The organism is Methylomonas sp. Uni0009, from assembly GCF_054188105.3.
On the sequence record NZ_JBTAFN010000001.1, the window covers coordinates 2382912 to 2406335 of the forward strand.

Sequence of the window (23424 nt, forward strand, 5' to 3'; positions counted from 1 at the left end):
GCACGGTAGAGTTGGGGGCGATTGGTGTTGGGTAGCGGGGCTTGCATTCAGTGGTTTATGCCGTGGTATAGGGATAAGTCTAGGGAGAAAGCCGGAGGGGTATGCACCCTATGTAGCCAGGTTATTCAAGTGGTTGCCATGCCTTTGTAAAAAGCGCCGTTTCAGTAAAGTCGTTTGAATATATCAATTCATCTATTGAACTTGATCTCTGTTTCAGGGATTAACCATTTTGAGCTATTGCCTTGCGATCAACGAATGTTCGGCAGTAGCGGCTTACGAGAGTTGAAGACTCGTAGTAAGCAGACAGAACTCTGCTAAAGCTGATGTTGTTATGCAATATCGGCTTCGGAGTATAAGGTGGCTAAAGGATAGCCGTTTGTTAACGTAAGTGAAAATGGGGAACAATCCATGAAAATGCTTTTATCTTTAAAACTTTGGCTTGCTGTTTGCCTGTTTGCAGTTTCGACTGCAAGCTCAGCAGGCATCATTTGGGAAGCTACTGACGGCGATAGTAATTTTATCTCCTTCGGCTCTAGTGCATTCCCATTTACTTCAAGTGACACCTTCGGTATCTTTGCTGCTACCGCTGATCTGGCTGCTGATGCACCTGTGTACACTTTTAACGGTGTAGGTAGCTTTGCCTCTGCTAGCCCTTTTAAATTGGGCCTGTTGACAGCAAGCGGTTGGGTTAGTGAAGCCGGTAATTACGAGCTGAGTGCTCCTAATACCTTCTTGTTGTCCTTTGTAAAACCTGGCGTGATTACCAACAACTTAAGCTTTCTGTTTGGATTTGATCTGAAAGCAGCCGCTAATCAAAATCCTGTCACTAGCGTGCCTCTCCCTGCTTCTGTATGGTTTATGACGAGTGCATTGATGGGCTTTCTGTATATAGGTCGTCGTAAACAGGTCGTTTAATCCCAAGTTATCATTGGGCTTTTAGGCCGGTTGGAGTCCAGTACTCCACCCGGTTTTTTTATGCCTATTGAACAGAGGCCGGTTTGTTCATAAGTGCTTACACAAAGTTGTGAGCAAATCCGGCAACGCACTAAAATCAGCGCACTCATTTTCGAATGCGTTCGAGACACGGTTTTTATAGCGTTTATCTTGCTGCGGCAGGCCATAATAAGCGGTGTGCAGATTATCTTGGGTAAATACTATGGCGAAAATACTAGTGATCGGTTGTGGAGATATTGGCTATCCGGTGGCTTTGCGCTTGCACCAGCAGGGGCATCAGGTAACCGGGTTGAAGCGCAGCGCGCCGGCTACCTCGACCCCGTTTCCCATTTTTATTGCCGATGTAAGATTGGCCTCGTCATTGGTTGCTTTACCAAGCAGCTTTGATGCGGTGATATTTATCGTAGCTCCCGATAGCCGACAGGCTGAGGAATATCAGGCGCTGTACGATGTTGGTTTGCGCAATTTGTTAGCGCATTTTGCGGCAGCTGAAACATCACCTTGTTGGTTGATGGTGTCGTCAACCAGTGTTTACGAACAGAATAGTGGTGAATGGGTCGATGAAACCAGTGTCACTGAACCGGCTAGCGCCACGAGCCGCTGGCTGGCTGCGGCGGAGAAACGCTTGTGGATTGCGAGTGACCGCAGTTGCGTCGTGCGTTTTTCCGGAATTTATGGACCGGGTCGTGATTGGTTATTACGCCGAGCGGAGCGAGGGGAGGGCATCCAACAGCAACCGCCCAGTTATACCAACCGCATTCACTCGGAGGATTGTGTGGCGGTGTTGTTATTTTTACTGGAAAAACAACTCACTGGTGTAGCCTTGGAGCCATGCTACTTGGCGACCGACGACGAGCCGGCCCCGCTTTGGGAGGTGATGAATTGGTTGTCTGAACAATTTGCTTGTCCTCAGCCTTCACCGTTGTCAGTAGCTCCGGATGCCCCGCAAAACAAACGCTGTCGCAACACCAGGCTCAAGGCCTTGGGTTACCGCTTTTTGTACCCTAGTTATCGGGATGGTTATGCAACCGTGCGACCGTTGCCGGGCGCGGATGACTGAGCTCAATGACTTTTTGATGCCCTCTTCATGTTATTCAAGCTCAAGCAAGTTTATAGGTGTTGAGTTTGCCGTTTATTCGCCACACCGCGCTTCGTCGCGAACACTGTTGCGGCTTGTTGTAAGAACGCCGGCCGACTTTTTTCGCCGCTCCTTAGATAGTCCTCGTCTAACGCAGCCATCGCTTCGACTGGCGGTACAAATAGTGTGTCAGTCATGACCGAGTAGGTTAATTCGAATAAGCGTTTCAAAGCAATTTGCCAGGTACTGTCCGTTAAGGCGTATAGCGCATCGCTAAATTGTAAAAAGCGGGTAAACGGTTGTTCGGCGACAATGAGCGGCAAACTCGTGGCAAACCGGCCGGAATTGCCGATCAAATCCCAAAAGCGGGCGAATCGCGTAATACGTTGCAAGTCAGTAAAACTTATATCTCGCGTGCTGAGAATGGCGTAGGGTGGCTGCGGGTCATAACGTAGCTGGTAGCCGTCATTGTGTCGGTTGATTGGCGCGCCGCGCAGGCGTTTTAAAATCCCGACCTGAATTTCTTGCGGATTCAGCGCAAACAATTTATCGAAACTGGCACCGAAGCCGGCAAGGGTGTCGCCAGGCAGGCCGGCAATTAAATCGGCATGGATATGAGCGTTGGAATACTGCCGGAGCCAGCTTAAATTGGCTTCAGTCTTCTGGTTATCCTGTTTGCGGCTGATCAGATTTTGAATGGCAGGATCAAAGGTTTGTACGCCCACTTCAAATTGCAGTACTCCGGGCGGGAATTGGCTGATGGCCTGCTTCAGCCGTTCAGGCAAATTGTCCGGTATCACTTCAAAGTGCAAATATAGATCTTCGCTCAAGCGAGTCAAAAAAAACTCAAGGATAGCAACGCTGTTGTCTACTTTTAGATTGAAGGTGCGGTCGATGAACTTAAAGTGTCGTGCACCGCGCCGGTATAGAGTTTCCATTTCGCGCAAAAAGCCGTTTAAGTTGAACGGTTTGGCGGTAGTGTCCAGCGACGACAGGCAAAATTCGCATTTGAACGGACAGCCGCGCGATGCTTCCACGTAGATAATCCGTTGACGGATGTCGGTGTCGGTATAGTGTGGATATGGCGACGCCAGGGTGTCCAATGCGGCCATCTCGCCGGCCACGATTTTTTCGGTTGGTTTAAATCCTGACAGCAACTGCCGGCATAATTGCGGAAAACTTAATTCGCCGTTACCGGTGACGACATAGTCCGCCGATTCGGCAATGCTTGGTAAATCGGGCGGATGACTGACTTCCGGCCCGCCAAGTACGATGATAATTTCTGGTGCGACTTGTTTCAGGATGGCTACCACGGCGCTGATTTCCGCCACATTCCAGATATAAACGCCGAGGCCGATAATCCGCGCTTGTTGTTGCAGTAGTTTTTCGACAATTTCGATTGGGCGCTGCTGGATGCCGAATTCTAATAAGGCCGTGTCTGTTTGCAACGTGCCCATGTTGGCGTAGAGATAGCGTAAGCCAAAAGCAGTGTGAATGTATCGGGCGTTGAGGGTCGATATAACGATGCTGGGCATGTCTGATGTGGCAGATGGCGTCTAAATTGCGGAATGCGCCAGCATAGCATCAATTTGGTGTTGGAAGCTGCTCTCGGCTGGTCTGCAAATGCAGGCTACGCGCTAGTGCAAACTATTGTGGAAACTGGCATTGTGCTGAAAATGCCCGGCCGTATCAGCATGGCTGGGTGAATGATGTTGCCGGTTTCTGATTAGGCCGGCGATAGTTTGGGAATAAAACGCTTGTGCTAAACGGCCTATGAAATAACTGAGCCGCTACCGATTTTTCCAAAAAGCGGGATCTAACAATTTAGAGAAATCGGCTGCTGCAATCGATGCTTATTTAAGTTCGTCAAGTAAAGCCTGTGCGGCTTGTTGTTGTTGTTTTGAGCCTTTGGACAAGACATCCTCGGCTATCAATTTTGCCGCCTCGGTGTCGCCCATATCGATATAGGCTTTCGCCAAATCGATTTTGGTTTCGAATTCGTCCATATCGGTCAAATCGGAAACCCCCAACTCAAACTCGTCGGTGTCTGTAGTGCTGATGATTGGCGTGTCAAAGTCGAAGTTGAAATCGAACTCGCCGCTCGGTTGCACAGATGTTTCCAAAACCTGATCTGAAGATTGGGCTGATTTCGGGGTGATATTGTCGAAATCGGAAAAGTCGAATGTTTCCAGTTTCAACTGCGATTCTAAATTCAGTTCAGGTTCGATGCTTAGGCTATCGTCAGTTTGCGCTTTAGAGGTGATGCTTTCGAAGTCGAAATCGAAACTGTCTGCGTCCGCTAACGCTTCTTTGCTGCCGTCCGTAAGGTCTGAAGCAGTCTTTTTTATGTCATCGAAATCACTAAAGTCGAATGATTCTATATCTGTTGATATCTCGGCTTTTGCGGCATCCTCGTTAGATTTATCCGCAGTTGCTTCTGGAGTTGCATTGTCGACATCGAAGTTAAAATCGAAACTTTCCAAAGCGTCCATCGAGTTAGGAGATTTTGTTTCCATCTCCTCTTTGTTGTCAGTCGTTTCGGATTCAGTATCCGCAGCAATTTCGGCAAAACTGGCAAAATCCAAAGATTCAAGCGCCAAGGCAGCCGAATCCGCTTCAGTTTTTTCCGAGTCAGAATCTAGCGCAAAGTCGAAGTCGAACGATTCTATGTCATCGTTGCTGGAAACTGCACTACTTTCCGTGGTTTCGATAGTCTTCGCCGCGGATTTAGAAACCGGTGGCTGATCGAAATCAATACTTTCGATATTTGCATCGGCTTGCTCGTTTTCAAGCGGTGACCTGGCGCTGCCGCCGAAACTTCCCAAATCAAAATCCAGTCCGTTGTCTTCGAGTGCCAAATCTTTATCGATATTCAGATCCGACAAATCGTCGTCGAGCTGCGCAAAGCCTTTATCCAAATCGATAATTTCCGTATCGGCCGCGGTGGAACTCGCTGCGCTAACAGTAGTATCGCCTTTGCTGATGGGCGCTGTGGTAGCGGCAAAACTGCCGCCAAACAAGGCTAAATCTGGGACGATTTCTTTAGCCATGTCGGTGACTTTTTTCCAGAATGGCTTATCGGCTTGTTTGCCGGCGTCGGCCAGTTCTTGCGCATAACCGGCAAAGCCGTCTTTGTTTTCACTGGCGTAATAGATTTCCAGTAATTTCAGTTTGCATTCGTCGCGGTTAGGCTGTTCGCTTATTGCATGGCGGATCAGTTCTTCCGCTTGTTGATAGCGGCCATACGCCAAGTACACGTCGGCTTCCGAGATCGGATCAACTTCATTTTGATCGGTGTCGAAGGCATCGAAATCGCTAGGAGTAAAGTCGCTGATAAACGAACTTTCGCCTACGGTGCCGACGTCGTATTCATCGGTACTGCTGATGTCCATAATCGGCACGGAAAGGCTGCTCTCAGAATCGGGCAGCCGAATTTGACTGGCCGATGCGAACATGCTTTCGGTGTTGGTGCGTTCGTCGATTTTACGTTTGCGCCATAACAACCAACCCAGCAAGCCCAAAATACCAGTGCCTAAGGTGCCGGCAACCCAGTAATAAGCATCCGAGCTAAATAAGCCTTCGTCTTCTGCAACAACCGGTGGAGGTGGCGGTGGGGTAACTTTGGGTGCGGGTGGCACAACGGGTTTGGGTGCCGGTGGTGTCACGACGGCAGGTTCGGAAACCGGTGGCTGTGGAGTCGGAGTCGGCATTACTGCCGGAGCTGGGGCCTCGGGGCTGGCAACGGGTGGCTGAGGTGCCGGTTGCGCGGGCTGAGGGCTAGGCTCGGCCGTTGCTGGTTTATTGTTTTGTAAAGTGGCTAGTTGCTGATCTTTTAAGGCCAGCAATTGCTGCATCATGCCTAGTTGTTGCTCGAGCTTTTCGATGCGAGCTTGTAATTCCAGGTCTTTCCCTTCGCTGGCTTGATCGGCAGCGCTATTTAAAGCAGGATTAGCTGTCGCAGCCGAATTTTGTTCGGTTTTTGTTGAACCCGTGCCGGCGGCCTTCGCGTCGGTAGGTGCTACCAATTCAAGCGCTTTCTTGGTGGTTTCTGCTTGTGCGGTCTCCGGTTTGACCTGCTTATTGGTGGCTTTTCGCTCATTTTGCGCTTGTCTTTGCGCCGGATTCATAATTGCATCCGGCTCAGGAATCTTTAAGGTGGCGCCTTCTTTCAGCGAATTGATATTGCCGTTGTTAAATGCGTCCGGATTGGCTCTGTACAAAGCGGTCAACATTTTCTGGGTCGGAATGTTCTTTTCCTGGCCCACTTGGGCGGCGATACTCCATAAAGTATCCGATTTTTGGATAGGGCCGAATTCGCCGCTAGTGGGTGTTTCTGGCGTAATGTTGTCGGCAGGGGCGGCTCGCACTGCTCGTTTTGGTGCGGTTCGAGTTTTCTTGACCGGTCGCTCTAGTGGCTCAATGGGTTCGGCGCTGTAACCGCTGGTTTCCACGACAGGCGTGACCGGTTGGTTATAAGCGGCCGGTGGGTCGATGAGCAATGTGAACTCGCGCATCATGCTGCCTTGCGGCCAAGTGACTTCCAAGAGGAAATCCAGAAACGGCTCTGTCAACGCTTCCCTTGAGGAGACTTTTACGATGATGGAGCCGTTTGCTTGCACAACCGGCTCCAACTTGATCTTGGACAGAAAATAATTCCAAACTACGCCGGCTTGGTCAAATTTTTCCGGCGGGGCCAATTTTACCGAGACATCGGCCGGGTTTTCGCCCGGCGCGACGCTGAGTCTGATTTCGGCATTGAGTTTTTGGTTTAGGGCAGAATGTAATTCAATTTCGCCGATACCTAAGGGTTGGGCACTGACTGGTGCCAGTAACGATACAACCGCTAAGGCTTTAGTTAAATTGCTCACATTGCTTTCCTTCACTTGTAATACCTCGGTACTTACTGACCCACTATAAAACACAGAGCTAAGCGTAGACTAGATGTAGCTTTTTACCAGCACTTCGGCTATTTGCACACTGTTAAGCGCAGCACCTTTTCTGACGTTATCACTCACTACCCATAGATCTATACCAGTCGGATGGGAAATATCTTCGCGGATTCTGCCGACAAATACATCGTCGTTGCCGGATGATTCCGTCACCGCCGTTGGATAACCGCCGTTCTCACGTTCGTCCAACAACGTTACCCCGGGGGCAGACGCCAACAGCTCGCGAACCTGCTCAGCGGAAATCTTGGTTTTAGTCTCAATATGCACGGCTTCCGAATGTCCAAAAAACACAGGCACCCGCACCGCTGTGGGGTTGACCAGAATATCGGCATCACCGAGGATTTTTCGAGTTTCCCAGACCATTTTCATCTCTTCCTTGGTGTAGCCGTTATCCATGAATACATCGATTTGCGGCAACACGTTGAAAGCAATTTGCTTTGGATACACGCTGGGCTCGACCGGCTTGGCATTTAACAAATTCGCAGTTTGCGTGGCCAATTCTTCAATCGCTTCCTTGCCGGTGCCGGACACTGCTTGATAGGTGGCAACGTTGATGCGGCTGATACCTGCCGCATCGTAGATAGGCTTCAGGGCCACCAACATCTGGATGGTCGAGCAATTGGGGTTGGCGATAATGCCGCGATTTTTGTAGTCGGCAACTTTTTCCGGATTGACTTCCGGCACCACCAGCGGAATGTCGTCGTCGTAGCGAAATTGCGAGGTGTTGTCGATCACCACACAGCCGGCCGCGGCGGCTTTGGGCGCATACTCCGCAGACACTGACGCGCCGGGAGAAAATAAGCCGATCTGCACTTTCGAGAAATCGAAGGTCGCCAAATCTTCCACCACCAACGAGCCGTCTTTAAACGGGATACGTTTGCCGGCCGAGCGCTCGCTGGCTAAGGCATAGACTTTGCCCACCGGAAAATTGCGTTCTTCCAAAATGGAAATCATGGTTTCGCCGACCGCGCCAGTGGCGCCGACGACTGCTACATCATAAGTTTTAGACATATTGCTTATCCTTTTAAGGCGTTAAGAACAGCATCGCCCATGCCGGAAGTGCTGACTTTGGTCATGCCTTCCGAATAAATGTCCGCGGTTCTGACTTTACTATCCAATGCGCTGTTCACCGCGCGTTCGATACGCTCGGCGGCTTCCGGCTGGTTAAATGTATAACGCAGCATCATCGCCACCGACAAAATGGTCGCCAATGGATTGGCGATACCCTGGCCGGCGATGTCCGGCGCGGAACCGTGAATCGGTTCATACATGCCCTTGGCATTGGCATCCAGGGAAGCCGACGGCAGCATGCCGATGGAGCCGGTCAGCATTGCGGCGATGTCGGACAGAATGTCGCCGAACATATTACTGGTGACGATCACATCAAATTGTTTCGGCGCCCGTACCAGTTGCATCGCAGCATTATCGACATACAAATGACTCAGTTGTACGTCCGGATAGTCCTTACCCACTTCGGTCATCACGCTGCGCCATAGTTCGGTCACTTCCAGTACATTGGCTTTATCGACCGAGCACAGTTTTTTGTGACGTTTTTGCGCAATCTTGAATGCGGAATGGGCGATGCGGCGGATTTCTGATTCGCTATAAATCTTGGTATTGATGCCGACTTTCTCGCCGTTTTCGGCGACATGCACACCGCGCGGCTGGCCGAAATAAATGCCGCCGGTCAATTCGCGGACGATCATGAGGTCCAGGCCCGACACCACTTCCGGTTTCAAGGTCGATGCGTCGACCAATTGCGGATACAAAATCGCCGGACGCAGGTTAGAGAACAGATTTAGCTCGGAGCGAATGCCCAATAAGCCGCGTTCCGGACGTACCGCATGGGCCAGCGGCTCCCACTTAGGGCCGCCGACCGCACCCAGCAGCACCGCATCAGCGTTTTTGCACAGATTCAGCGTGGTTTGCGGCAGGGGAGTGCCGAAAGCGTCATAAGCCGCACCGCCAATCAAGGCGTTTTCGAATACCAACCCGAGATTCATGTCGGTATTTAGAAAGCTCATGACCTTGATCGCTTCGGCGACAATTTCCGGTCCGATGCCGTCGCCGGCCAGGACTGCTATTTTTTTGGGCATTTTTTTACCTTTCAGTGGCGCTTATGCGTCTTTGAACAACCACGGTGCGCGTTTGGCGCGCTCGGCTTCGTAACTCTTGATTTTGTCGGCATGTTGCAGGGTAAGTGCGATGTCGTCCAGGCCGTTCAGCAAGCGGTAGCGGCGGTTTTCATCGACAGTAAAGGCAATGTTTTGTCCGCTTGGTGTGGTAATGGTTTGGCTTTGCAGATCGACCGTCAATTGGTAACCGTCGACAACTTCCTTGAACAACAGGTCCACGGTTTCCGCCGGCAACACAATCGGCAGAATGCCGTTTTTAAAACAGTTGTTGAAGAAAATGTCGGCAAAGCTCGGCGCGATGATCACGCGGAATCCGTAGTCTTCCAGTGCCCACGGTGCGTGTTCGCGCGATGAACCGCAACCGAAGTTTTCCCGGGTCAGCAGAATCTGCGCCCCTTTGTATTGCGGTTGGTTCAAAACAAAATCCTTGTTCAACGGTCGGTTGGTGCAATCCATTTCCGGTTCGCCATGATCCAAATAACGCCATTCGTCGAACAAATACGGACCGAAGCCGGCGCGACGGATCGATTTCAAGAATTGTTTGGGGATGATCGCGTCGGTGTCGATATTGGCGCGGTCCATCGGCACCACCAGGGCGGTTAAAGTGGTAAAAGCCTGCATGATTTAAGCCTCCTCGGCGACGTTGACAAAGTGGCCGGCAATCGCAGCCGCGGCAGCCATGGCGGGACTCACCAAGTGGGTACGGCCGCCGTAACCCTGACGGCCTTCAAAATTACGATTCGAGGTCGAAGCGCAATGCTCGCCGGCATCCAGACGGTCGGCGTTCATCGCTAGACACATCGAGCAACCCGGTTCGCGCCACTCAAAGTCGGCGGCGGTGAAGATTTTGTCCAGGCCTTCCGCTTCGGCTTGTTGTTTGATCAAACCCGAGCCGGGCACTACCAACACTTGTTTGACCGACGCAGCTTTTTTGCGGCCTTTGATCGCCGCAGCCGCGGCGCGCAAATCTTCGATGCGCGAGTTGGTGCAGGAACCGATAAACACCTTATCCAGCTTGATGTCGGTGATTTTTTGGCCGGCTGTTAAACCCATGTATTGCAGGGCGCGTTCGATGCTTTGCTTCTTGACCGGATCGGCTTCCTGAACAGGATCGGGGATGGATGCATCGACTGGCAACACCATTTCCGGCGACGTGCCCCAGCTGACTTGCGGTTTGATCGCGGCGGCGTCGAATTCGATGACTTTGTCGAATTTGGCGTCGGCGTCGGAATGCAGTTTTTCCCAGTAACGGACCGCCATATTCCAGTCCTCGCCTTTGGGTGAATAGGGCCGGCCTTGGTAAAACTCGATGGTTTTCTCGTCGCAACCAATCAAACCGGCACGGGCACCGGCTTCGATAGCCATATTGCAGACCGTCATGCGGCCTTCCATGCTCAGCGCGCGAATCGCGTCACCACCGAATTCGATGGTGTAACCGGTGCCGCCGGCGGTGCCGATCTGTCCGATGATCGCCAATACGATGTCTTTGGCGGTGACGCCCGGACCGGTTTTGCCGTTGACTTTAATCAGCATGTTTTTAGCTTTTTTCTGCACCAGCGTTTGCGTGGCCAGTGCGTGCTCCACTTCCGAGGTGCCGATACCGAAGGCCAGCGCGGCCGAGGCGCCGTGAGTAGATGTATGCGAGTCGCCGCAGACCACGGTCATGCCGGGCAGCGTGGCGCCTTGTTCCGGGCCGACCACGTGCACGATGCCTTGGCGGATGTCGGCCATGTCGAATTCGGTGATGCCGAACTCGGCGCAGTTGTTTTCCAGGGTTTGCACTTGCAGACGGGAAACCGGGTCGGCGATGCCTTGCGCGCGGCCGGAGGTCGGCACGTTATGGTCGGCGACGGCCAGATTGCGGGCGACCCGCCACGGTTGGCGGCCGGACATGCGCATGCCGTCGAAAGCTTGCGGTGAAGTCACTTCGTGCAGCAACTGCCGGTCGATATAGATCAGGCACGAGCCGTCGTCTTCGGTATGGACGACGTGGTCGTCCCAGAGTTTGTCGTATAAGGTTTTACCTGCCATTTGGATTTCTCTTTTTAGGTGGTGTACGCATTTATGCCCCTTGGGGTATCGCGTACCGAAAGCTAAAAGGTACGTGTTGCGTACCCTACGAAGTTTTTATGCCAACACCGCTAACACTTTGTCGGTGATTTCGCTCACCGAACCGACACCAGCAATCGACGCGAATTTGACGTTTTGACCGGGCGCGGAATAAAAGCCGACCAGCGGTTTGGTTTGCTCGTGATACACGCTTAAGCGCTTGCGAACGGTTTCTTCTTTATCGTCGTCGCGTTGGATCAAAGGCTCGTTTGTAACATCGTCCAAGCCTTCCTGTTTCGGTGGATTGAACACCACGTGATAGGTACGGCCCGAGGCCATATGTACGCGCCTGCCGCTCATGCGTTTGATGATCTCTTCGTCATCGACGGCAATTTCCACGACGTAATCCAGTTCTACGCCCATTTTTGCCAGACCTTCCGCTTGCGCAATCGTGCGCGGAAATCCATCGAGCAAAAAGCCGTTTTTGCAATCGTCCTGAGTGATGCGGTCTTTAATCAAACCCAAGATGATGTCATCGGAAACCAGGCCGCCGGCATCCATGATTTTTTTGGCTTCAATACCCAGCGGGGTGCCTTCGCGGACGGCGGCGCGCAGCATGTCGCCGGTGGAAATTTGCGGAATCGCGAACTTCTCCGTGATGAACTGGGCTTGGGTGCCTTTGCCCGAGCCGGGGCTGCCTAACAGGATAATGCGCATATCAATCACTCCAGTGTATGAATCAGGTTGGTTGCCTTATATAAAGAGAGCCGGCTCAAGCGCATCAGTTCGTGAGCCTGGCGGAAAAATCCTGCATTTTATCGCACTTGTCCTGTAAATGCCGTCAAATCTTGTTGAACTGGCGGCGCGAGGAGTTGCGAACTTAACTGGCGGTGCTTGCTTGGCTGTGAGTGCTGAGCAGGGCGAACTCGGCCAGGCTAATCGACTCCGCACGTAAATTGGCGTCGATGCCAAGCTCGATAATCTGCTGCTCGGAGATGAAGTTTTTCAGCGAATTGCGGATGGTTTTTCGGCGCTGCGAAAAAGCCTGGGTCACCAATTGGCTAAAGCTTTTTAGGTCTGGAATGTCGACCGGCGGTTGGCTGTGTGGGGTCAGGCGGACGATGGCCGACATAACTTGCGGAATTGGATCGAAACTTTCCGGTGGCACGTCGAACAGCAATTCCGTTTCACAGTAATACTGCATCATCACGCTCAACCGGCCGTATGCCTTGCTGCCGGGCTCGGCGCAAATGCGGTCCACCACTTCTTTTTGCAGCATGAATAGCATATCTTCCACGCAATCGGTGGATTCCAGTAGGTGAAACATTAGTGGTGTGGAAATGTTGTAAGGCAGGTTGCCGATGATGCGCAGTTTCTCGCCGGTTTGTGCCAGCGCGGCAAAATCGAACTTCAAAGCGTCGGCGCTATGCACGGTTAAATTGATGTGGCCGGCAAACTGTTTTTGCAGACGGCTCACCAAATCGCGGTCCAGCTCGACCACATCGAGTTTAGTGCCCGATTCCAGCAAAGGCTGGGTCAGCGCACCCAGGCCGGGGCCGATTTCCACCCAATGCTCACCGGCGACGGGATGGGCGCTGGCCAGGATGTTGTAGATGATGCTGTGATCGTGCAGAAAATTCTGGCCGAAACGTTTGCGGGCGGTGTGGGTCATTTTTAATTTTATAAGTGGGGAATCATATCCAGCGCAGTCTGCAACGCAAATCGCAAACTGCCGAGATTGGCTTTGCCGGTGCCGGCCAGTTCCAGGGCTGTGCCGTGGTCGACCGAAGTGCGGACGATAGGTAAACCCAGCGTGATATTCACGGCCTGGCCGAAGCCTTTGTATTTCAATACCGGTAGACCTTGATCGTGATACATCGCTAACACGGCGTCGGCGGTTTCCAGGTATTTGGGTGTAAACAGGGTGTCGGCGGGTAGCGGGCCGTATAGGTGAATGCCTTCGCAACGCAGGCGCTCCAACGTCGGCTCGATAATCTCGATTTCTTCCCGGCCGAGATGGCCGCTTTCGCCCGCGTGCGGATTAAGGCCGCAGACCAAAATTTTCGGGTCGGTAATGTTGAAGCGTTGGCGCAGGTCGCGGTCCAGCAACCGGATAACGGTCGCCAATGCGTCCGAGGTGATGGCGGCGCTTACTTCTGACAGCGGCAGATGCGTGGTCGCCAAAGCGACGCGCAGGCCGGGTGTCGCCAGCATCATGACTGGGGTGCCGCTGGTCAGTTCGGCGATAAATTCGGTGTGGCCGCTGAAGGGAATGTTTGCGTCGTTGATCACGCCTTTGTGGACCGGGCCGGTCACCATTGCGGCAAATGCACCGCTCATGCAGCCCAAGGTGGCTTGGCGGATGGTTTCCAGAACGTATCGGCTATTGATGGGATTGAGTCTTCCGCAAACGGCTGGTTCGCTTAGGCTGATGGGCAGTACGGTTAAGGTCCCTGCTGACTGTTTTGTGGCAGCGTGATCAATGTCGAAAAGTTGAATTGTTAGAGGCAAATCCAGTTGTTCGGCCCGTTGCTGCAATAATTCCGGATCGGCAATAGCAATCAGTTGGCAAGCTTGTTCCTGCTGCGCCAATTGTATGCATAAGTCCGGGCCGACGCCGGCCGGTTCGCCGGGCGTCAAGGCGATGCGAGGTATAGACATATTAACTCCCAAATCGAACCGGTGAATGACGCAGCGTAAACCGAGCCAAGACTTGTATATTGTCTATCTGTGCATTGGCCGGACGGTTAAACAGGGTTGTGTTCCTGGCAAATTTGCTCGCTATCGGCTGTGCTGAGCTTTTCCTGGGTTAGCTGGCAGAAAAAGCCGCCGTCTTTTTCGCTGAAATTGCGGCAGGTTTTGCAAACGCCGAATGATTGCGACTGATTTGCTTTTTGCAGCGCGGTAAGGGCTTGCTGAAACACATTAGCGTCTGAAGGCGGTGAATCGCTGCTTTGCAGGATGGCCGTGGCGCCGTGGAATAAATCAGACGGTCGCGCTTGTTTGAGTATGGCTGCGCCGTCCGCCAGCAACTGCAAATGCACCACGCGCTTGTCGTTGGCATCCGGCGTTTTACCGATATAGCCCTTTTTCTCGAGAATAATTAGCGATTGCGAAACGGTGCCGCGAGTCATGCCCAGATAATTGGCGACAGCTGCTGGGGTGTTGCTATATTTATTGCAGCGCGAGAGGTAATTGAGCACTTGGAAGTGTACCGGCTGCAAACCCAGTTCCGTACACTTTTTCCGTTCCTCGGAGCGGATCAAGGTGGTCATGCACTCAATAAGTTCGTAAATATCAGTTTGTTGCATAAATTGCATTCTCATCGTGACCCACAAAGTTGACAAGGCGATGGTTTAAGGGGTAAATTGATAGCGAATCGAAACTTTACTTTATAACATCGGCCTGGAGTCAACAAGTTGTTATTTTACCATGCTAAATCGGGTGGCTGTTCGTCCTGGTCTTTTATGGTTTAATGCACCAAGTTGGCTCTTTTTTTAACTTGCGGGTGGCAGGAATTTTAAATGAAAAATACTATAAAAATACTCAATAAATCCCTACTGGCGGGTTCCATCGCCATGCTGTTGTCATCCGGACTGGCAATGGCGAAATCCGACGATTTCCATAAGCTCTATCAAGACAATTGCGCCAGCTGCCACGGTTCAGATCATGGCGGTTATCTGGCGCCCGCGCTGAATTCCGCCACTTTAAAAGGCCGCAGCCCCACCGCACTGCGCACCATTGTGATGGCTGGCAGCTTCGATACTTTGATGCCGCCGTTCTACGGCAAGCTTGATGACGACCAAATTCGCGGCGTCATTAAACACCTGCAAGAAACACCCAAACAACCTAATCCGGCCTGGACTATCGACGATATGAAAAAGTCGCTGAAAGTCTATGTCAAAGACGAAAGTACATTACCGGCCAAGCCGACTTTTCAAATCGACGATAAATTTGAAAACTTGATAGGTGTCGCGGCGCGCGGCAAATACGGTCGTGGCGAAGGCTCCAAAGCCATCTTTATTAATAGCTCCACCCATCAAAAAGTCGGCGAAGTACCTACCGGTACTGCCGCACATATTATCGATTTCAACCCGGCCAACCCGCGCTGGGCTTATGTAAAAACCGATACTGCCGAGATTTTTAAAGTCGATTTGTATTCCATGCAAGCGGTGCGCAGCATCAAAACCGGCTGGAACGGCCCGGGCATGGGCGTATCGCGCGACGGTAAATATATTATGGCCGGTTCTTTCGTACCGCATAACGCCGTGATTCTGAATGCCGATACCCTGGAACCATTGAAAACCTTCGAACTGGAAGGCACCGATCCGGATGGTAAACACGTTTCGTCCGACTCAGGCATGATTATCGGTACTCCATACGCGGACGTTTTTGCGATTGCATTGGAAAATGCCGGCCAGGTTTGGGTCATCGATTTAAACAAAGAAGGTTTCCCTGTCACCCGGATCGAGAACGTAGGCCGACATTTGCATGACGCCTTCCTGACTCACGGCGGCAAAAAACTGATGATCGCGTCTTACGACGACAGCATCGTCGCTGCCATCGATCTGGAAAAACGCGAAATCATCAAAAAACTGGAGGCCGGCTGCGTGCCGCACGTTGGCGGCGGTTCGGCGGTGAAAGTGGATGGCCGTACCTTGGGCTTTGGCACCAACTTTGGCGACTGCGACAAAACCGTGGTCAGCGTTTGGGATCTGGACAAAATGGAAGTCGTCAAACAAGTACCGGTTTCTGGTGGCACCGAATCGCCCGCTGCGCATGCCAACGCCCCTTATGTGGCGGTTGACATCATCAGCAAGGATAGACGCGCCCGCACTGTACAGTTGATCGACAAGAAAACCCTGGAAGTGGCTAGAACCCTGGATGTCGGCGGCCACGCCTACTTCCCGGAATATAGCGCCGATGGCAAATTCCTGTATATCAGTGCCGGTTACAACGGCGACGAAGTGGTGGTGTACGATTCCAACACCTTGCAAAAAGTCGCCAGCGTACCGATGGAAAGCCCCGCAGGTATTTTCTCGCGCGGCCGGGTTAAATACATGACCCGCGGCTTGTCGCCCGACGAAATGGAGCAATCAAAATGAAGATGACTCATTTTATCGTGTCGTTGCTGGCGGGGTTGCTTGCCGCCGGTAGCGCACAGGCTACCAGTTTGTATGTCGGTCAAGCTAAAGCGGGCGCGGTGTGTGCGCAATGTCACGGCATCCGAATGCCCAGTGCCGATGCGCCGTTTCCACCGTTGGGCGGCCGCGATCCCGAGTATTTGAAAACCGCGATCAAACAATATCGCGACAAAACTCGGAAATCCGACATTATGAATGCGATCGCCGGTTCGCTGACCGATGCCGAAATCAACGACATCGCCGCGTATTACGGCAGCGTTAAACCCTAGTCAATGCGTTATTGCTGGGTGTTGATCGGTTTGCTATCCACCTGCGCCGTTGCGGAACAACCCAATCCGCAACGGCAGCAGGAGCTGTTGAATATGCTCAAGCATGATTGCGGCTCCTGCCATGGCCTGCCGCCGAAAGGCGGCTTGGGACCGTCGTTGATGCCGGAAGCGCTGGCTGGCAAAAGCGACGCTCTGTTGGCGGATGCGATTCAAAACGGTCGAGCAGGCACGGCTATGCCGCCGTGGAAGAGTTTTTTGACTGTCGATGAAACTGCTTGGCTGATTCAACAACTAAGAACGCGCTGAAGGCTGTTTTCGCAGTAGCTAGGCCTAATCGCCTAATGGGCAGATTTACTTCTTGAATGATCGACGCTAAATAACACGCGCCCTATGAAACTTTCTTATTCCCGGAGTCTCCTGATTTTCCTGTTGTCGTCTGCGCTACCCGGTCATGCGGAGCTCAGAGCCACCGGCGATCTCGGCGTAGTGATTGAACGCGAAACCGGCAGTATACAGATTGTCAATACCACGAAGCCCGCCTCGTTGAGCCATATCCAAGGCTTGGGCGATTTGTCTCACGCTTCGATAGTGTTTTCCCGCGATCAGCGCTACGCCTATGTGTTCGGCCGTGACGGCGGTTTGACCAAGATCGATTTGCTGCAAGACAAAATCGATAAACGCATCATCCAGGCCGGCAACAGCATCGGCGGGGCGATTTCTCAGGACGGCAAAGTGATTGCGGTTTCTAATTACACACCCGGCGGCGTTAAGCTGTTCGACGCGGTGACGCTGGAACAACTGGCCGAAATCCCAGCTATTTACGGCGAAGACAACAAATTATCCAAAGTCGTCGGTTTGGTTGACGCGCCGGGTCAACGCTTCGTTTGCAGTCTGTTCGAAGGCAACGAAATTTGGCTGATTGATGCTAAAAATCCGCGTCAGCCCGTCGTGAAAAAATTTAAAGACATCGGCAAACAACCTTACGACGCCTTATTGACGCCGGATGGCCATTACTATGGCGCTGGATTGTTTGGTGAAAAAGGTTTGGCTTTGCTGGATTTGTGGCAGCCGGAAAAAGGTGTCGAACATATTCTCGAAGATTACGGCAAAGACGATGAACAAATGCCGGTCTATAAGATGCCGCACCTGGAAGGTTGGACCGTGGCCGGCGACTGGTTGCTGGTGCCGGCAGTGGGATTGCATGAGGTGTTGGTGATCGACACCCGCGAATGGGAGTTGGTCAAGCGTATTCCGGTGGCTGGCCAGCCCGTGTTTGTTACCTCGCGGCCGGATGGTCGGCAAGTTTGGGTGAATTTCGCCTTTCCGGACAATCAAACCGTGCAAGTGATCGATTTGAAAGATTTTAATGTGCTTAAAACACTGCAGCCCGGCAAGGCCGTGCTGCACATGGAATTCAGTCCGCGCGGCGAATCGGTATGGCTGGCGGTGCGCGACGAGGACCGGGTGATGGTTTATGACACTGAGACCTTTGCCGAAACCGCCCGCCTGCCGGCGCAAAAACCCAGTGGGATTTTCTTCACTGATCGCGCCAATCGCATAGGTTGGTAACATGTTGGCACCCTTGCACAAACGCTTGCTCAACGACTATCAACAGGATTTTCCGTTGAGCCCGACCCCCTACCGCGACATTGCCGAACAGCTTGGCGTCAGCGAGGATGAGGTGTTAAATGCGTTTCAAACTTTATCCGAACAGCAGATGATCAGCCGCATCGGTCCGGTTATCGCGCCCAATAGCATCGGTAATAGCGCGCTGGTGGCGATGGCGGTGCCGGAATTTGATTTGGCGAGGGTCGCCGAATTGGTTAGTGCTTATCCGGAAGTCAATCACAACTATGAGCGCGAAAATCGCTTCAATTTGTGGTTTGTATTGATTGCGGACAGTGAGGCTCATCTTAAATCTGTGATTGCGGATATCGAAACTCAAACCGGCTATCCGGCGATGCTGCTGCCGATGCTGGCCGACTATTTCATCAACCTGGGATTTGAGCTAAATCTGCATGATTGACGCGATCGATTATCAACTGATTGCCGCCGTGCAAACCGGTTTGCCGATTGCGGCGAGGCCCTATGCGGCGATAGCAGGGCAGTTGGCGATTACCGAACAAGAGGTGATTGAGCGTTTGGCGCGCTTAAAGACTCAAGGTTTGATCAAGCGGTGGGGCGTGGTGGTCAAGCATCGCCAATTGGGTTACCGGGCCAATGCAATGATAGTGATGGATGTGGCAGACGACAGGGTGGCTCGGGTGGGCGCTTTGATCAGCCAGCAGGCTTGTGTGAATCTGTGTTATCAACGCCCGCGCCAGGGCGAAATCTGGCCGTATAACCTGTATTGCATGATTCATGGCAAGACCCGGGACGTGGTGTTGGAACAATGGGCTGAACTGCGGCATGCCTGCAACCTATGCGAGTATCCATTCGAAGTATTGTTTAGCCGGCGTTGTTTTAAACAGCGTGGCGCTCTGTATGCTCACCCCAATGGCAATGGGGCCGTTCCCTCTATTGCCGGAGAGAGCAGGACTGAGGAGATTAAAAACAAGCAGTCTTTTGGTATGCACTTCGCCTAAACATGGACGCCATAGACAAAGCCATTATCAACCGCCTGCAACAAGGCTTCCCGATTTGCGCAGCACCCTATCAACGAGTTGCCGAGGAATTGGGGCTTGTGGAAGCCGAGTTACTCTCAAGATTGCAAAAAATGCTGGCCGAAGGCGTCTTGTCGCGCTTTGGGCCTATGTATCATGCCGAACAAATGGGCGGCGCCTTGACCTTGGCGGCCCTGAAAGTACCGGAGGCGCGCTTCGATGAAGTAACCGAAATCGTCAATAGCTTCCCGGAAGTGGCGCATAACTATGCCCGCAATCATCCACTGAACATGTGGTTTGTGCTGGCTACCGAACAACCCGAACAGGTAGCAAAGGTCATCGCGGAAATCGAGCGTCGAACTGGTCTGCCAGTCTTCAACATGCCAAAGATCAGCGAATACTATGTTGGTTTGCAATTGGAAGCCTGATGTCCATTGATGAGATAGACCGGAAAATTATCCAAGCCACCCAGGCCGGTTTGCCTTTGGTCAGCGAGCCCTACCAATCCGTTGCCGAGCAATTGGGCTTGTCCGCCCAAACCGTGATGTTACACCTGGCCGAAATGCAACAGACCGGGGTGGTTCGCCGCATTGCTGCGGTGCCCAATCATTACAAACTGGGTTACCGCTTTAACGGTATGACAGTGTGGGATGTCGAAGATGACTATGTCGACGAACTGGGACAAAAAGTGGCTATGCTGCCTTTTGTCAGTCATTGCTATCAGCGTCCCCGGCACTTGCCTGAGTGGCCCTATAACCTGTTTGCCATGGTGCACGGCAAGACCGAGCAGGATGCCGGCGAGCAAGTGGCTATCATTGCCGAACTATTGGGTGCGCAAGCACGCAACCACGAGGTGTTGTACAGCACTAAAATTCTAAAAAAAACCGGTTTGCGTATCGGAGGATAGTGCATGTTCAGACTGAGCCAATACATGCGCGAATTGCTGCATCCCACCCCGTTGACTACGCCGCGCAAACCCGCCGGGCCGGTGGTGATCTGGAATTTGATTCGCCGTTGCAATCTGACCTGCAAGCACTGCTACACCACCTCCGCCGACATTAATTTCCCTGGCGAACTGAGCACGCCGGAAATTTACACGGTGATGGACGACTTGAAGGCCTTCAAAGTGCCGGTGTTGATCTTGTCCGGCGGTGAGCCGCTGCTGCACCCGGACATTTTTGCGATTTCGCAACGTGCCCGCGACATGGGGTTTTATGTGGCTTTGTCCAGCAACGGTACGTTGATTGACGAAAGTAACATCGAGCAAATCGCCGCCATCGACTATCAATATATTGGTGTTAGTCTGGACGGCATTGGTCAGACTCATGACTCATTCCGGCGGAAACAAGGCTCGTTCGAGGCGTCGTTGGCCGGTATACGTTTATGCCGCGAACACAACATCAAAGCCGGCGTCAGGTTTACGCTAACTCAAGACAACGCTCACGATTTCGAAGGTCTGTTGCAATTGATGGACGACGAAGACATAGACAAATTCTACCTGTCGCATCTGAACTACGGCGGTCGTGGCAATAAGAACCGCAAGGACGACGCCGAATTTCAATTGACCCGTAAGGTGATGGACGCCATGTTTGAAAAATCCCTGAGCTGGGAGCAACAAGGCCTGCATCGGGAAGTGGTAACCGGTAACAACGACGCTGACGCCGTATACTTTCTACATTGGGTCAAACGCCGTTTTCCGGAGCAAGCGGAGCATATTCAGGCGAAATTGCAGCAATGGGGCGGCAATGCCTCCGGCGTCAACGTCGCCAATATTGACAATCTCGGTAATGTCCATCCAGATACGTTTTGGTGGCATTACGGCTTGGGCAATGTGCGTAAACGACCTTTCTCCGAAATCTGGATGGACGTCAATGATCCGTTGATGGCCGGATTGAAAGCGTCGCCGCGGCCGCTGAAGGGACGCTGTGGTGAATGCCATTATCAAAGCATCTGCAACGGTAATACGCGGGTTCGCGCGCAGCAAATGACGGGCGATTTTTGGGCCGAGGATCCGGGCTGTTACCTGTTGGACGAAGAAATTTTTGCTTAGATGGGCTTGAGTTTGGTTAGGTTTGACCTTGGTGCATCAATGCGCATGGGATGCTCCACAGCAACTTAGCCGAAGCTTGATCCGAAAAATCGGTATCCAATCGAGTCAGAGAGGCTTTTTTGATAACAATGTTGTCGGGAGTCGTGCCCAGAAGCCGGGAAATGGTAGTCGAAAAGTCCGGTTCGTGCCCGACTAGCCATGCGTCGCTTATGCCACGCTGGGCGAGTTTGCTAAGTTCGGTGAGTATAGTGGGTGTAGCTGTTTCGATTGCCAACCAACTAACGGTTTGCGGGGCTGGGCTGCCAGGCAGGCTTTGGTTGAGGATCCTTGCGGTCTGTTGGGCGCGTAACAGCGGGCTGCAATAAATTGATTCCGGAATTAAGCCGTTGGCCAAACAAAATGCAGCGATGCGTTTTACCTGCTTTTCGCCTTTATCGATTAAGGCTCTGTCCGAGTCGGGCAGCGATAAGCCACCAACTTCTGCGGTAGCGTGTCTGAGGAAGGTGATAAGCATGGTTGGTCTCCTTGTCGGACAGTTTTAACTGGAATCTTCAGCTATCGACACGTTTGGGCTTTCGGCGAAGCAACGCAGTGTGTTTAAGTTTCAGCTAAATTTAGCGCAAATAGTTGCCTGGTTGCTACGCCTTTAGGGCTTTAACCGCTAGCCAGGGAAATATAGTGGATAATTCTTGACTGAATTACTGGGTATAGTCATAATCGCTCAATCTTTCAATTGCTTATAGAGTTTTATATGTCCGATCCTATTGTTTTTACCGACAGTGCAGCGCAAAAAGTAGCGGGTTTAATTCAGGAAGAGGGTAACGATAATCTTAAGCTCAGAGTTTATATCAGCGGTGGCGGCTGTTCCGGATTTCAGTATGGTTTTACCTTTGACGAAGAGGTGAATGACGACGATACGCAAATCCTCAAAGACGGTGTGACAGTGCTGATCGATTCGATGAGTATTCAGTATCTTAGCGGTGCCGAAATCGATTACAAGGAGGACTTGTCTGGTGCGCAATTCGTGATTCGCAATCCAAATGCGACCACTACCTGCGGTTGCGGCTCGTCTTTCTCAGCTTAAGCCGTTTTTACCCGGATAAATCCCACCTAATACCACGGGCGTAGCTGCGCCCGTGACGCTGCATAGATTTCCCGGCAGATTGTTCAGGGTTTGCCGTGCCAGCCAGGCAAAAGCAATCGCTTCGACATGGTCCGGGTCGATTCCCCGTTCCGCTGTCGACGTTACAGACATATCCAAATTTTTCCGTAACAGCTTCATCAATTGGCCGTTATGTGCTCCGCCGCCGCAAATCAAGGTTTGCAAGGTATTTGGCGCATATTGGCGAATGGCATCGGCGATAGTATCGGCGCTGAATTGACAGAGTGTGGCTTGAATATCTTCGGGCTCAAGGTCTGGAAATAAGCTGAGCTTTTGCTGTAACCATGCAGGCGAAAAATATTCCTTGCCAGTGCTTTTCGGTGGCGCTAGCCGGAAGTAATCGTCGTCACTTAAAGCTGCGAGTAAGGCAAGGTGGGCTTTGCCCTTTGCTGCCCAATCGCCGTTACGGTCATAAGGCTGGTTGCAATGTTTTTGACACCACCAGTCCATTAAGCCATTGCCGGGGCCGGTATCGAAGCCGATGACCGGTTTATCGTTTAACACCGTGATGTTGGCGATGCCGCCAATATTGACGATGACTCTGGCTTGTGCTGCGTCGCCAAAAACCGCTTGATGAAAGGCTGGAACCAGCGGCGCGCCTTGGCCGCCGACGGCAATGTCGCGGCGGCGAAAATCGGCGACGGTGGTGATGCCGGTGATTTCGGCGATGCGATTCGGATCGCCGATTTGCAGAGAAAAGCCATTGGCAGTCTCCGGGGCGTGATAAACGGTTTGACCGTGACTACCGACAGCTTTGATTGCGCTCGCTAGGATCTGAGCGTTACTTAATAAAGTCAGCACAGTTTCGCCGAATAAACGACCGATCTGGCTATCCAGCGAGCCGTAATCTGTTAATAAAACAGGTTGATTCGCTTGACTAAGCTTGTGAATTTTTTGCCGGAGTTCGGGGGGGAATGGTTGGTAATGGAATGCGACAAGTTGTATTTTGCCGTTGCTAAAATCCACAAGACCAGCATCGATACCATCGACGCTGGTCCCTGACATTAAGCCTATATAAAGCTCGGACACTG

Annotated in this window: 24 protein-coding genes; 12 read left to right on the forward strand and 12 right to left on the reverse strand. The window is 52.1% G+C overall.

The window, feature by feature from the left end; translation table 11 throughout:
* The first annotated feature begins 408 nt into the window (after positions 1-408).
* Positions 409-915 carry a hypothetical protein gene (locus ACWAU0_RS11335; protein ID WP_033159282.1) on the forward strand — a complete coding sequence of 169 codons (507 nt, stop codon included), beginning with the start codon at positions 409-411 and terminating at the stop codon, positions 913-915.
* A gap of 241 nt (positions 916-1156) precedes the next feature.
* Entirely contained in the window at positions 1157-2014 is an 858-nt protein-coding gene (locus ACWAU0_RS11340) for an SDR family oxidoreductase (RefSeq protein WP_458139175.1), read from the forward strand.
* A gap of 50 nt (positions 2015-2064) precedes the next feature.
* Here the strand turns inward: ACWAU0_RS11340 and ACWAU0_RS11345 are convergent, their stop codons facing one another.
* From ACWAU0_RS11345 to ACWAU0_RS11390, 10 genes are all read right to left on the reverse strand, one after another.
* Positions 2065-3567, reverse strand: a complete 1503-nt coding sequence (locus tag ACWAU0_RS11345) for a B12-binding domain-containing radical SAM protein (protein WP_458139176.1) — start codon at positions 3565-3567, stop codon at positions 2065-2067.
* A 318-nt stretch (positions 3568-3885) separates the two neighbouring features.
* The gene (locus ACWAU0_RS11350; protein WP_458139177.1) at positions 3886-6900 is read right to left on the reverse strand and encodes a FimV/HubP family polar landmark protein; all 3015 of its coding nucleotides are present in this window, start codon (positions 6898-6900) and stop codon (positions 3886-3888) included.
* A 69-nt stretch (positions 6901-6969) separates the two neighbouring features.
* Complete coding sequence (locus ACWAU0_RS11355) at positions 6970-7992, reverse strand: aspartate-semialdehyde dehydrogenase (protein ID WP_033159286.1); 1023 nt, start codon at positions 7990-7992, stop codon at positions 6970-6972.
* A gap of 5 nt (positions 7993-7997) precedes the next feature.
* Complete coding sequence (gene leuB, locus ACWAU0_RS11360; RefSeq protein WP_458139178.1) at positions 7998-9077, reverse strand: 3-isopropylmalate dehydrogenase; 1080 nt, start codon at positions 9075-9077, stop codon at positions 7998-8000.
* Between the two features lie 21 nt (positions 9078-9098).
* Positions 9099-9737 carry a 3-isopropylmalate dehydratase small subunit gene (leuD, locus tag ACWAU0_RS11365; protein WP_171697639.1) on the reverse strand — a complete coding sequence of 213 codons (639 nt, stop codon included), beginning with the start codon at positions 9735-9737 and terminating at the stop codon, positions 9099-9101.
* Positions 9738-9740: 3 nt separating this feature from the next.
* On the reverse strand, positions 9741-11147 hold the full coding sequence (gene leuC / locus ACWAU0_RS11370) for a 3-isopropylmalate dehydratase large subunit (RefSeq protein WP_033159289.1): 1407 nt from the start codon (positions 11145-11147) through the stop codon (positions 9741-9743).
* 96 nt (positions 11148-11243) lie between these two features.
* A complete protein-coding gene (gene adk, locus ACWAU0_RS11375; RefSeq protein WP_319963125.1) occupies positions 11244-11882 on the reverse strand; it encodes an adenylate kinase in 639 nt (212 codons plus the stop codon).
* A 163-nt stretch (positions 11883-12045) separates the two neighbouring features.
* The gene (gene rsmA / locus ACWAU0_RS11380) at positions 12046-12837 is read right to left on the reverse strand and encodes a 16S rRNA (adenine(1518)-N(6)/adenine(1519)-N(6))-dimethyltransferase RsmA (RefSeq protein WP_445368010.1); all 792 of its coding nucleotides are present in this window, start codon (positions 12835-12837) and stop codon (positions 12046-12048) included.
* 8 nt (positions 12838-12845) lie between these two features.
* Positions 12846-13826, reverse strand: coding sequence for a 4-hydroxythreonine-4-phosphate dehydrogenase PdxA (pdxA, locus tag ACWAU0_RS11385; protein ID WP_458139179.1), 981 nt, complete (start codon positions 13824-13826; stop codon positions 12846-12848).
* An 86-nt stretch (positions 13827-13912) separates the two neighbouring features.
* The gene (locus ACWAU0_RS11390; RefSeq protein WP_253734776.1) at positions 13913-14485 is read right to left on the reverse strand and encodes a MarR family winged helix-turn-helix transcriptional regulator; all 573 of its coding nucleotides are present in this window, start codon (positions 14483-14485) and stop codon (positions 13913-13915) included.
* Positions 14486-14689: 204 nt separating this feature from the next.
* On the opposite strand from ACWAU0_RS11390, the gene ACWAU0_RS11395 reads away from it, so the two are divergent.
* The 9 genes from ACWAU0_RS11395 (at position 14690) to nirJ (ending at position 21231) form a co-directional block, all read left to right on the forward strand.
* Positions 14690-16270: a cytochrome D1 domain-containing protein gene (locus ACWAU0_RS11395; protein WP_458139180.1), complete on the forward strand. Its 1581-nt coding sequence runs from the start codon at positions 14690-14692 to the stop codon at positions 16268-16270.
* A complete protein-coding gene (locus ACWAU0_RS11400; RefSeq protein ID WP_033159293.1) occupies positions 16267-16578 on the forward strand; it encodes a c-type cytochrome in 312 nt (103 codons plus the stop codon). The genes ACWAU0_RS11395 and ACWAU0_RS11400 overlap by 4 nt, the downstream gene beginning before the upstream one ends.
* 3 nt (positions 16579-16581) lie before the next feature.
* The gene (locus ACWAU0_RS11405) at positions 16582-16884 is read left to right on the forward strand and encodes a c-type cytochrome (protein ID WP_458139181.1); all 303 of its coding nucleotides are present in this window, start codon (positions 16582-16584) and stop codon (positions 16882-16884) included.
* Between the two features lie 84 nt (positions 16885-16968).
* Positions 16969-18147, forward strand: a complete 1179-nt coding sequence (locus ACWAU0_RS11410; protein ID WP_458139182.1) for a cytochrome D1 domain-containing protein — start codon at positions 16969-16971, stop codon at positions 18145-18147.
* A 1-nt stretch (position 18148) separates the two neighbouring features.
* The gene (locus ACWAU0_RS11415) at positions 18149-18604 is read left to right on the forward strand and encodes an Lrp/AsnC family transcriptional regulator (RefSeq protein ID WP_171697647.1); all 456 of its coding nucleotides are present in this window, start codon (positions 18149-18151) and stop codon (positions 18602-18604) included.
* Positions 18597-19163, forward strand: a complete 567-nt coding sequence (gene ahbB / locus ACWAU0_RS11420; protein ID WP_445368017.1) for a siroheme decarboxylase subunit beta — start codon at positions 18597-18599, stop codon at positions 19161-19163. The genes ACWAU0_RS11415 and ahbB (ACWAU0_RS11420) overlap by 8 nt, the downstream gene beginning before the upstream one ends.
* 2 nt (positions 19164-19165) lie before the next feature.
* Positions 19166-19609, forward strand: coding sequence for an Lrp/AsnC family transcriptional regulator (locus tag ACWAU0_RS11425; RefSeq protein ID WP_458136726.1), 444 nt, complete (start codon positions 19166-19168; stop codon positions 19607-19609).
* Entirely contained in the window at positions 19609-20088 is a 480-nt protein-coding gene (gene ahbB / locus ACWAU0_RS11430; RefSeq protein WP_458136727.1) for a siroheme decarboxylase subunit beta, read from the forward strand. The genes ACWAU0_RS11425 and ahbB (ACWAU0_RS11430) overlap by 1 nt, the downstream gene beginning before the upstream one ends.
* Before the next feature lie 3 nt (positions 20089-20091).
* On the forward strand, positions 20092-21231 hold the full coding sequence (nirJ, locus tag ACWAU0_RS11435; RefSeq protein WP_458136728.1) for a heme d1 biosynthesis radical SAM protein NirJ: 1140 nt from the start codon (positions 20092-20094) through the stop codon (positions 21229-21231).
* A gap of 16 nt (positions 21232-21247) precedes the next feature.
* On the opposite strand, the gene sixA is transcribed toward nirJ, so the two are convergent.
* Positions 21248-21745: a phosphohistidine phosphatase SixA gene (gene sixA / locus ACWAU0_RS11440; RefSeq protein ID WP_458136729.1), complete on the reverse strand. Its 498-nt coding sequence runs from the start codon at positions 21743-21745 to the stop codon at positions 21248-21250.
* A gap of 237 nt (positions 21746-21982) precedes the next feature.
* Here sixA and erpA point away from each other — a divergent pair, with 237 nt between their 5' ends.
* Positions 21983-22315 carry an iron-sulfur cluster insertion protein ErpA gene (erpA, locus tag ACWAU0_RS11445; RefSeq protein WP_033159303.1) on the forward strand — a complete coding sequence of 111 codons (333 nt, stop codon included), beginning with the start codon at positions 21983-21985 and terminating at the stop codon, positions 22313-22315.
* Here erpA and ACWAU0_RS11450 read toward each other — a convergent pair.
* Positions 22307-23422, reverse strand: coding sequence for an anhydro-N-acetylmuramic acid kinase (locus tag ACWAU0_RS11450; RefSeq protein WP_458139224.1), 1116 nt, complete (start codon positions 23420-23422; stop codon positions 22307-22309). The two genes, erpA and ACWAU0_RS11450, sit on opposite strands and share 9 nt — an antisense overlap.
* Between the last annotated feature and the right edge of the window lie 2 nt (positions 23423-23424).

What these genes read in the sequence shown, in the direction of transcription:
- leuC (WP_033159289.1), bottom strand. Translation starts at nt 11,147, where the DNA reads ATGGCAGGTAAAACCTTATACGACAAACTCTGGGACGACCACGTCGTC.
- erpA (WP_033159303.1), top strand. Translation starts at nt 21,983, where the DNA reads ATGTCCGATCCTATTGTTTTTACCGACAGTGCAGCGCAAAAAGTAGCG.
- ACWAU0_RS11405 (WP_458139181.1), top strand. Translation starts at nt 16,582, where the DNA reads ATGCGTTATTGCTGGGTGTTGATCGGTTTGCTATCCACCTGCGCCGTT.
- ahbB (WP_445368017.1), top strand. Translation starts at nt 18,597, where the DNA reads ATGATTGACGCGATCGATTATCAACTGATTGCCGCCGTGCAAACCGGT.
- ACWAU0_RS11415 (WP_171697647.1), top strand. Translation starts at nt 18,149, where the DNA reads ATGTTGGCACCCTTGCACAAACGCTTGCTCAACGACTATCAACAGGAT.
- leuB (WP_458139178.1), bottom strand. Translation starts at nt 9,077, where the DNA reads ATGCCCAAAAAAATAGCAGTCCTGGCCGGCGACGGCATCGGACCGGAA.
- rsmA (WP_445368010.1), bottom strand. Translation starts at nt 12,837, where the DNA reads ATGACCCACACCGCCCGCAAACGTTTCGGCCAGAATTTTCTGCACGAT.
- ACWAU0_RS11335 (WP_033159282.1), top strand. Translation starts at nt 409, where the DNA reads ATGAAAATGCTTTTATCTTTAAAACTTTGGCTTGCTGTTTGCCTGTTT.
- nirJ (WP_458136728.1), top strand. Translation starts at nt 20,092, where the DNA reads ATGTTCAGACTGAGCCAATACATGCGCGAATTGCTGCATCCCACCCCG.
- ACWAU0_RS11425 (WP_458136726.1), top strand. Translation starts at nt 19,166, where the DNA reads ATGGACGCCATAGACAAAGCCATTATCAACCGCCTGCAACAAGGCTTC.
- ACWAU0_RS11400 (WP_033159293.1), top strand. Translation starts at nt 16,267, where the DNA reads ATGAAGATGACTCATTTTATCGTGTCGTTGCTGGCGGGGTTGCTTGCC.
- sixA (WP_458136729.1), bottom strand. Translation starts at nt 21,745, where the DNA reads ATGCTTATCACCTTCCTCAGACACGCTACCGCAGAAGTTGGTGGCTTA.
- pdxA (WP_458139179.1), bottom strand. Translation starts at nt 13,826, where the DNA reads ATGTCTATACCTCGCATCGCCTTGACGCCCGGCGAACCGGCCGGCGTC.
- ACWAU0_RS11345 (WP_458139176.1), bottom strand. Translation starts at nt 3,567, where the DNA reads ATGCCCAGCATCGTTATATCGACCCTCAACGCCCGATACATTCACACT.
- ACWAU0_RS11340 (WP_458139175.1), top strand. Translation starts at nt 1,157, where the DNA reads ATGGCGAAAATACTAGTGATCGGTTGTGGAGATATTGGCTATCCGGTG.
- ACWAU0_RS11355 (WP_033159286.1), bottom strand. Translation starts at nt 7,992, where the DNA reads ATGTCTAAAACTTATGATGTAGCAGTCGTCGGCGCCACTGGCGCGGTC.
- ACWAU0_RS11395 (WP_458139180.1), top strand. Translation starts at nt 14,690, where the DNA reads ATGAAAAATACTATAAAAATACTCAATAAATCCCTACTGGCGGGTTCC.
- ACWAU0_RS11390 (WP_253734776.1), bottom strand. Translation starts at nt 14,485, where the DNA reads ATGCAATTTATGCAACAAACTGATATTTACGAACTTATTGAGTGCATG.
- adk (WP_319963125.1), bottom strand. Translation starts at nt 11,882, where the DNA reads ATGCGCATTATCCTGTTAGGCAGCCCCGGCTCGGGCAAAGGCACCCAA.
- ahbB (WP_458136727.1), top strand. Translation starts at nt 19,609, where the DNA reads ATGTCCATTGATGAGATAGACCGGAAAATTATCCAAGCCACCCAGGCC.
- leuD (WP_171697639.1), bottom strand. Translation starts at nt 9,737, where the DNA reads ATGCAGGCTTTTACCACTTTAACCGCCCTGGTGGTGCCGATGGACCGC.
- ACWAU0_RS11410 (WP_458139182.1), top strand. Translation starts at nt 16,969, where the DNA reads ATGAAACTTTCTTATTCCCGGAGTCTCCTGATTTTCCTGTTGTCGTCT.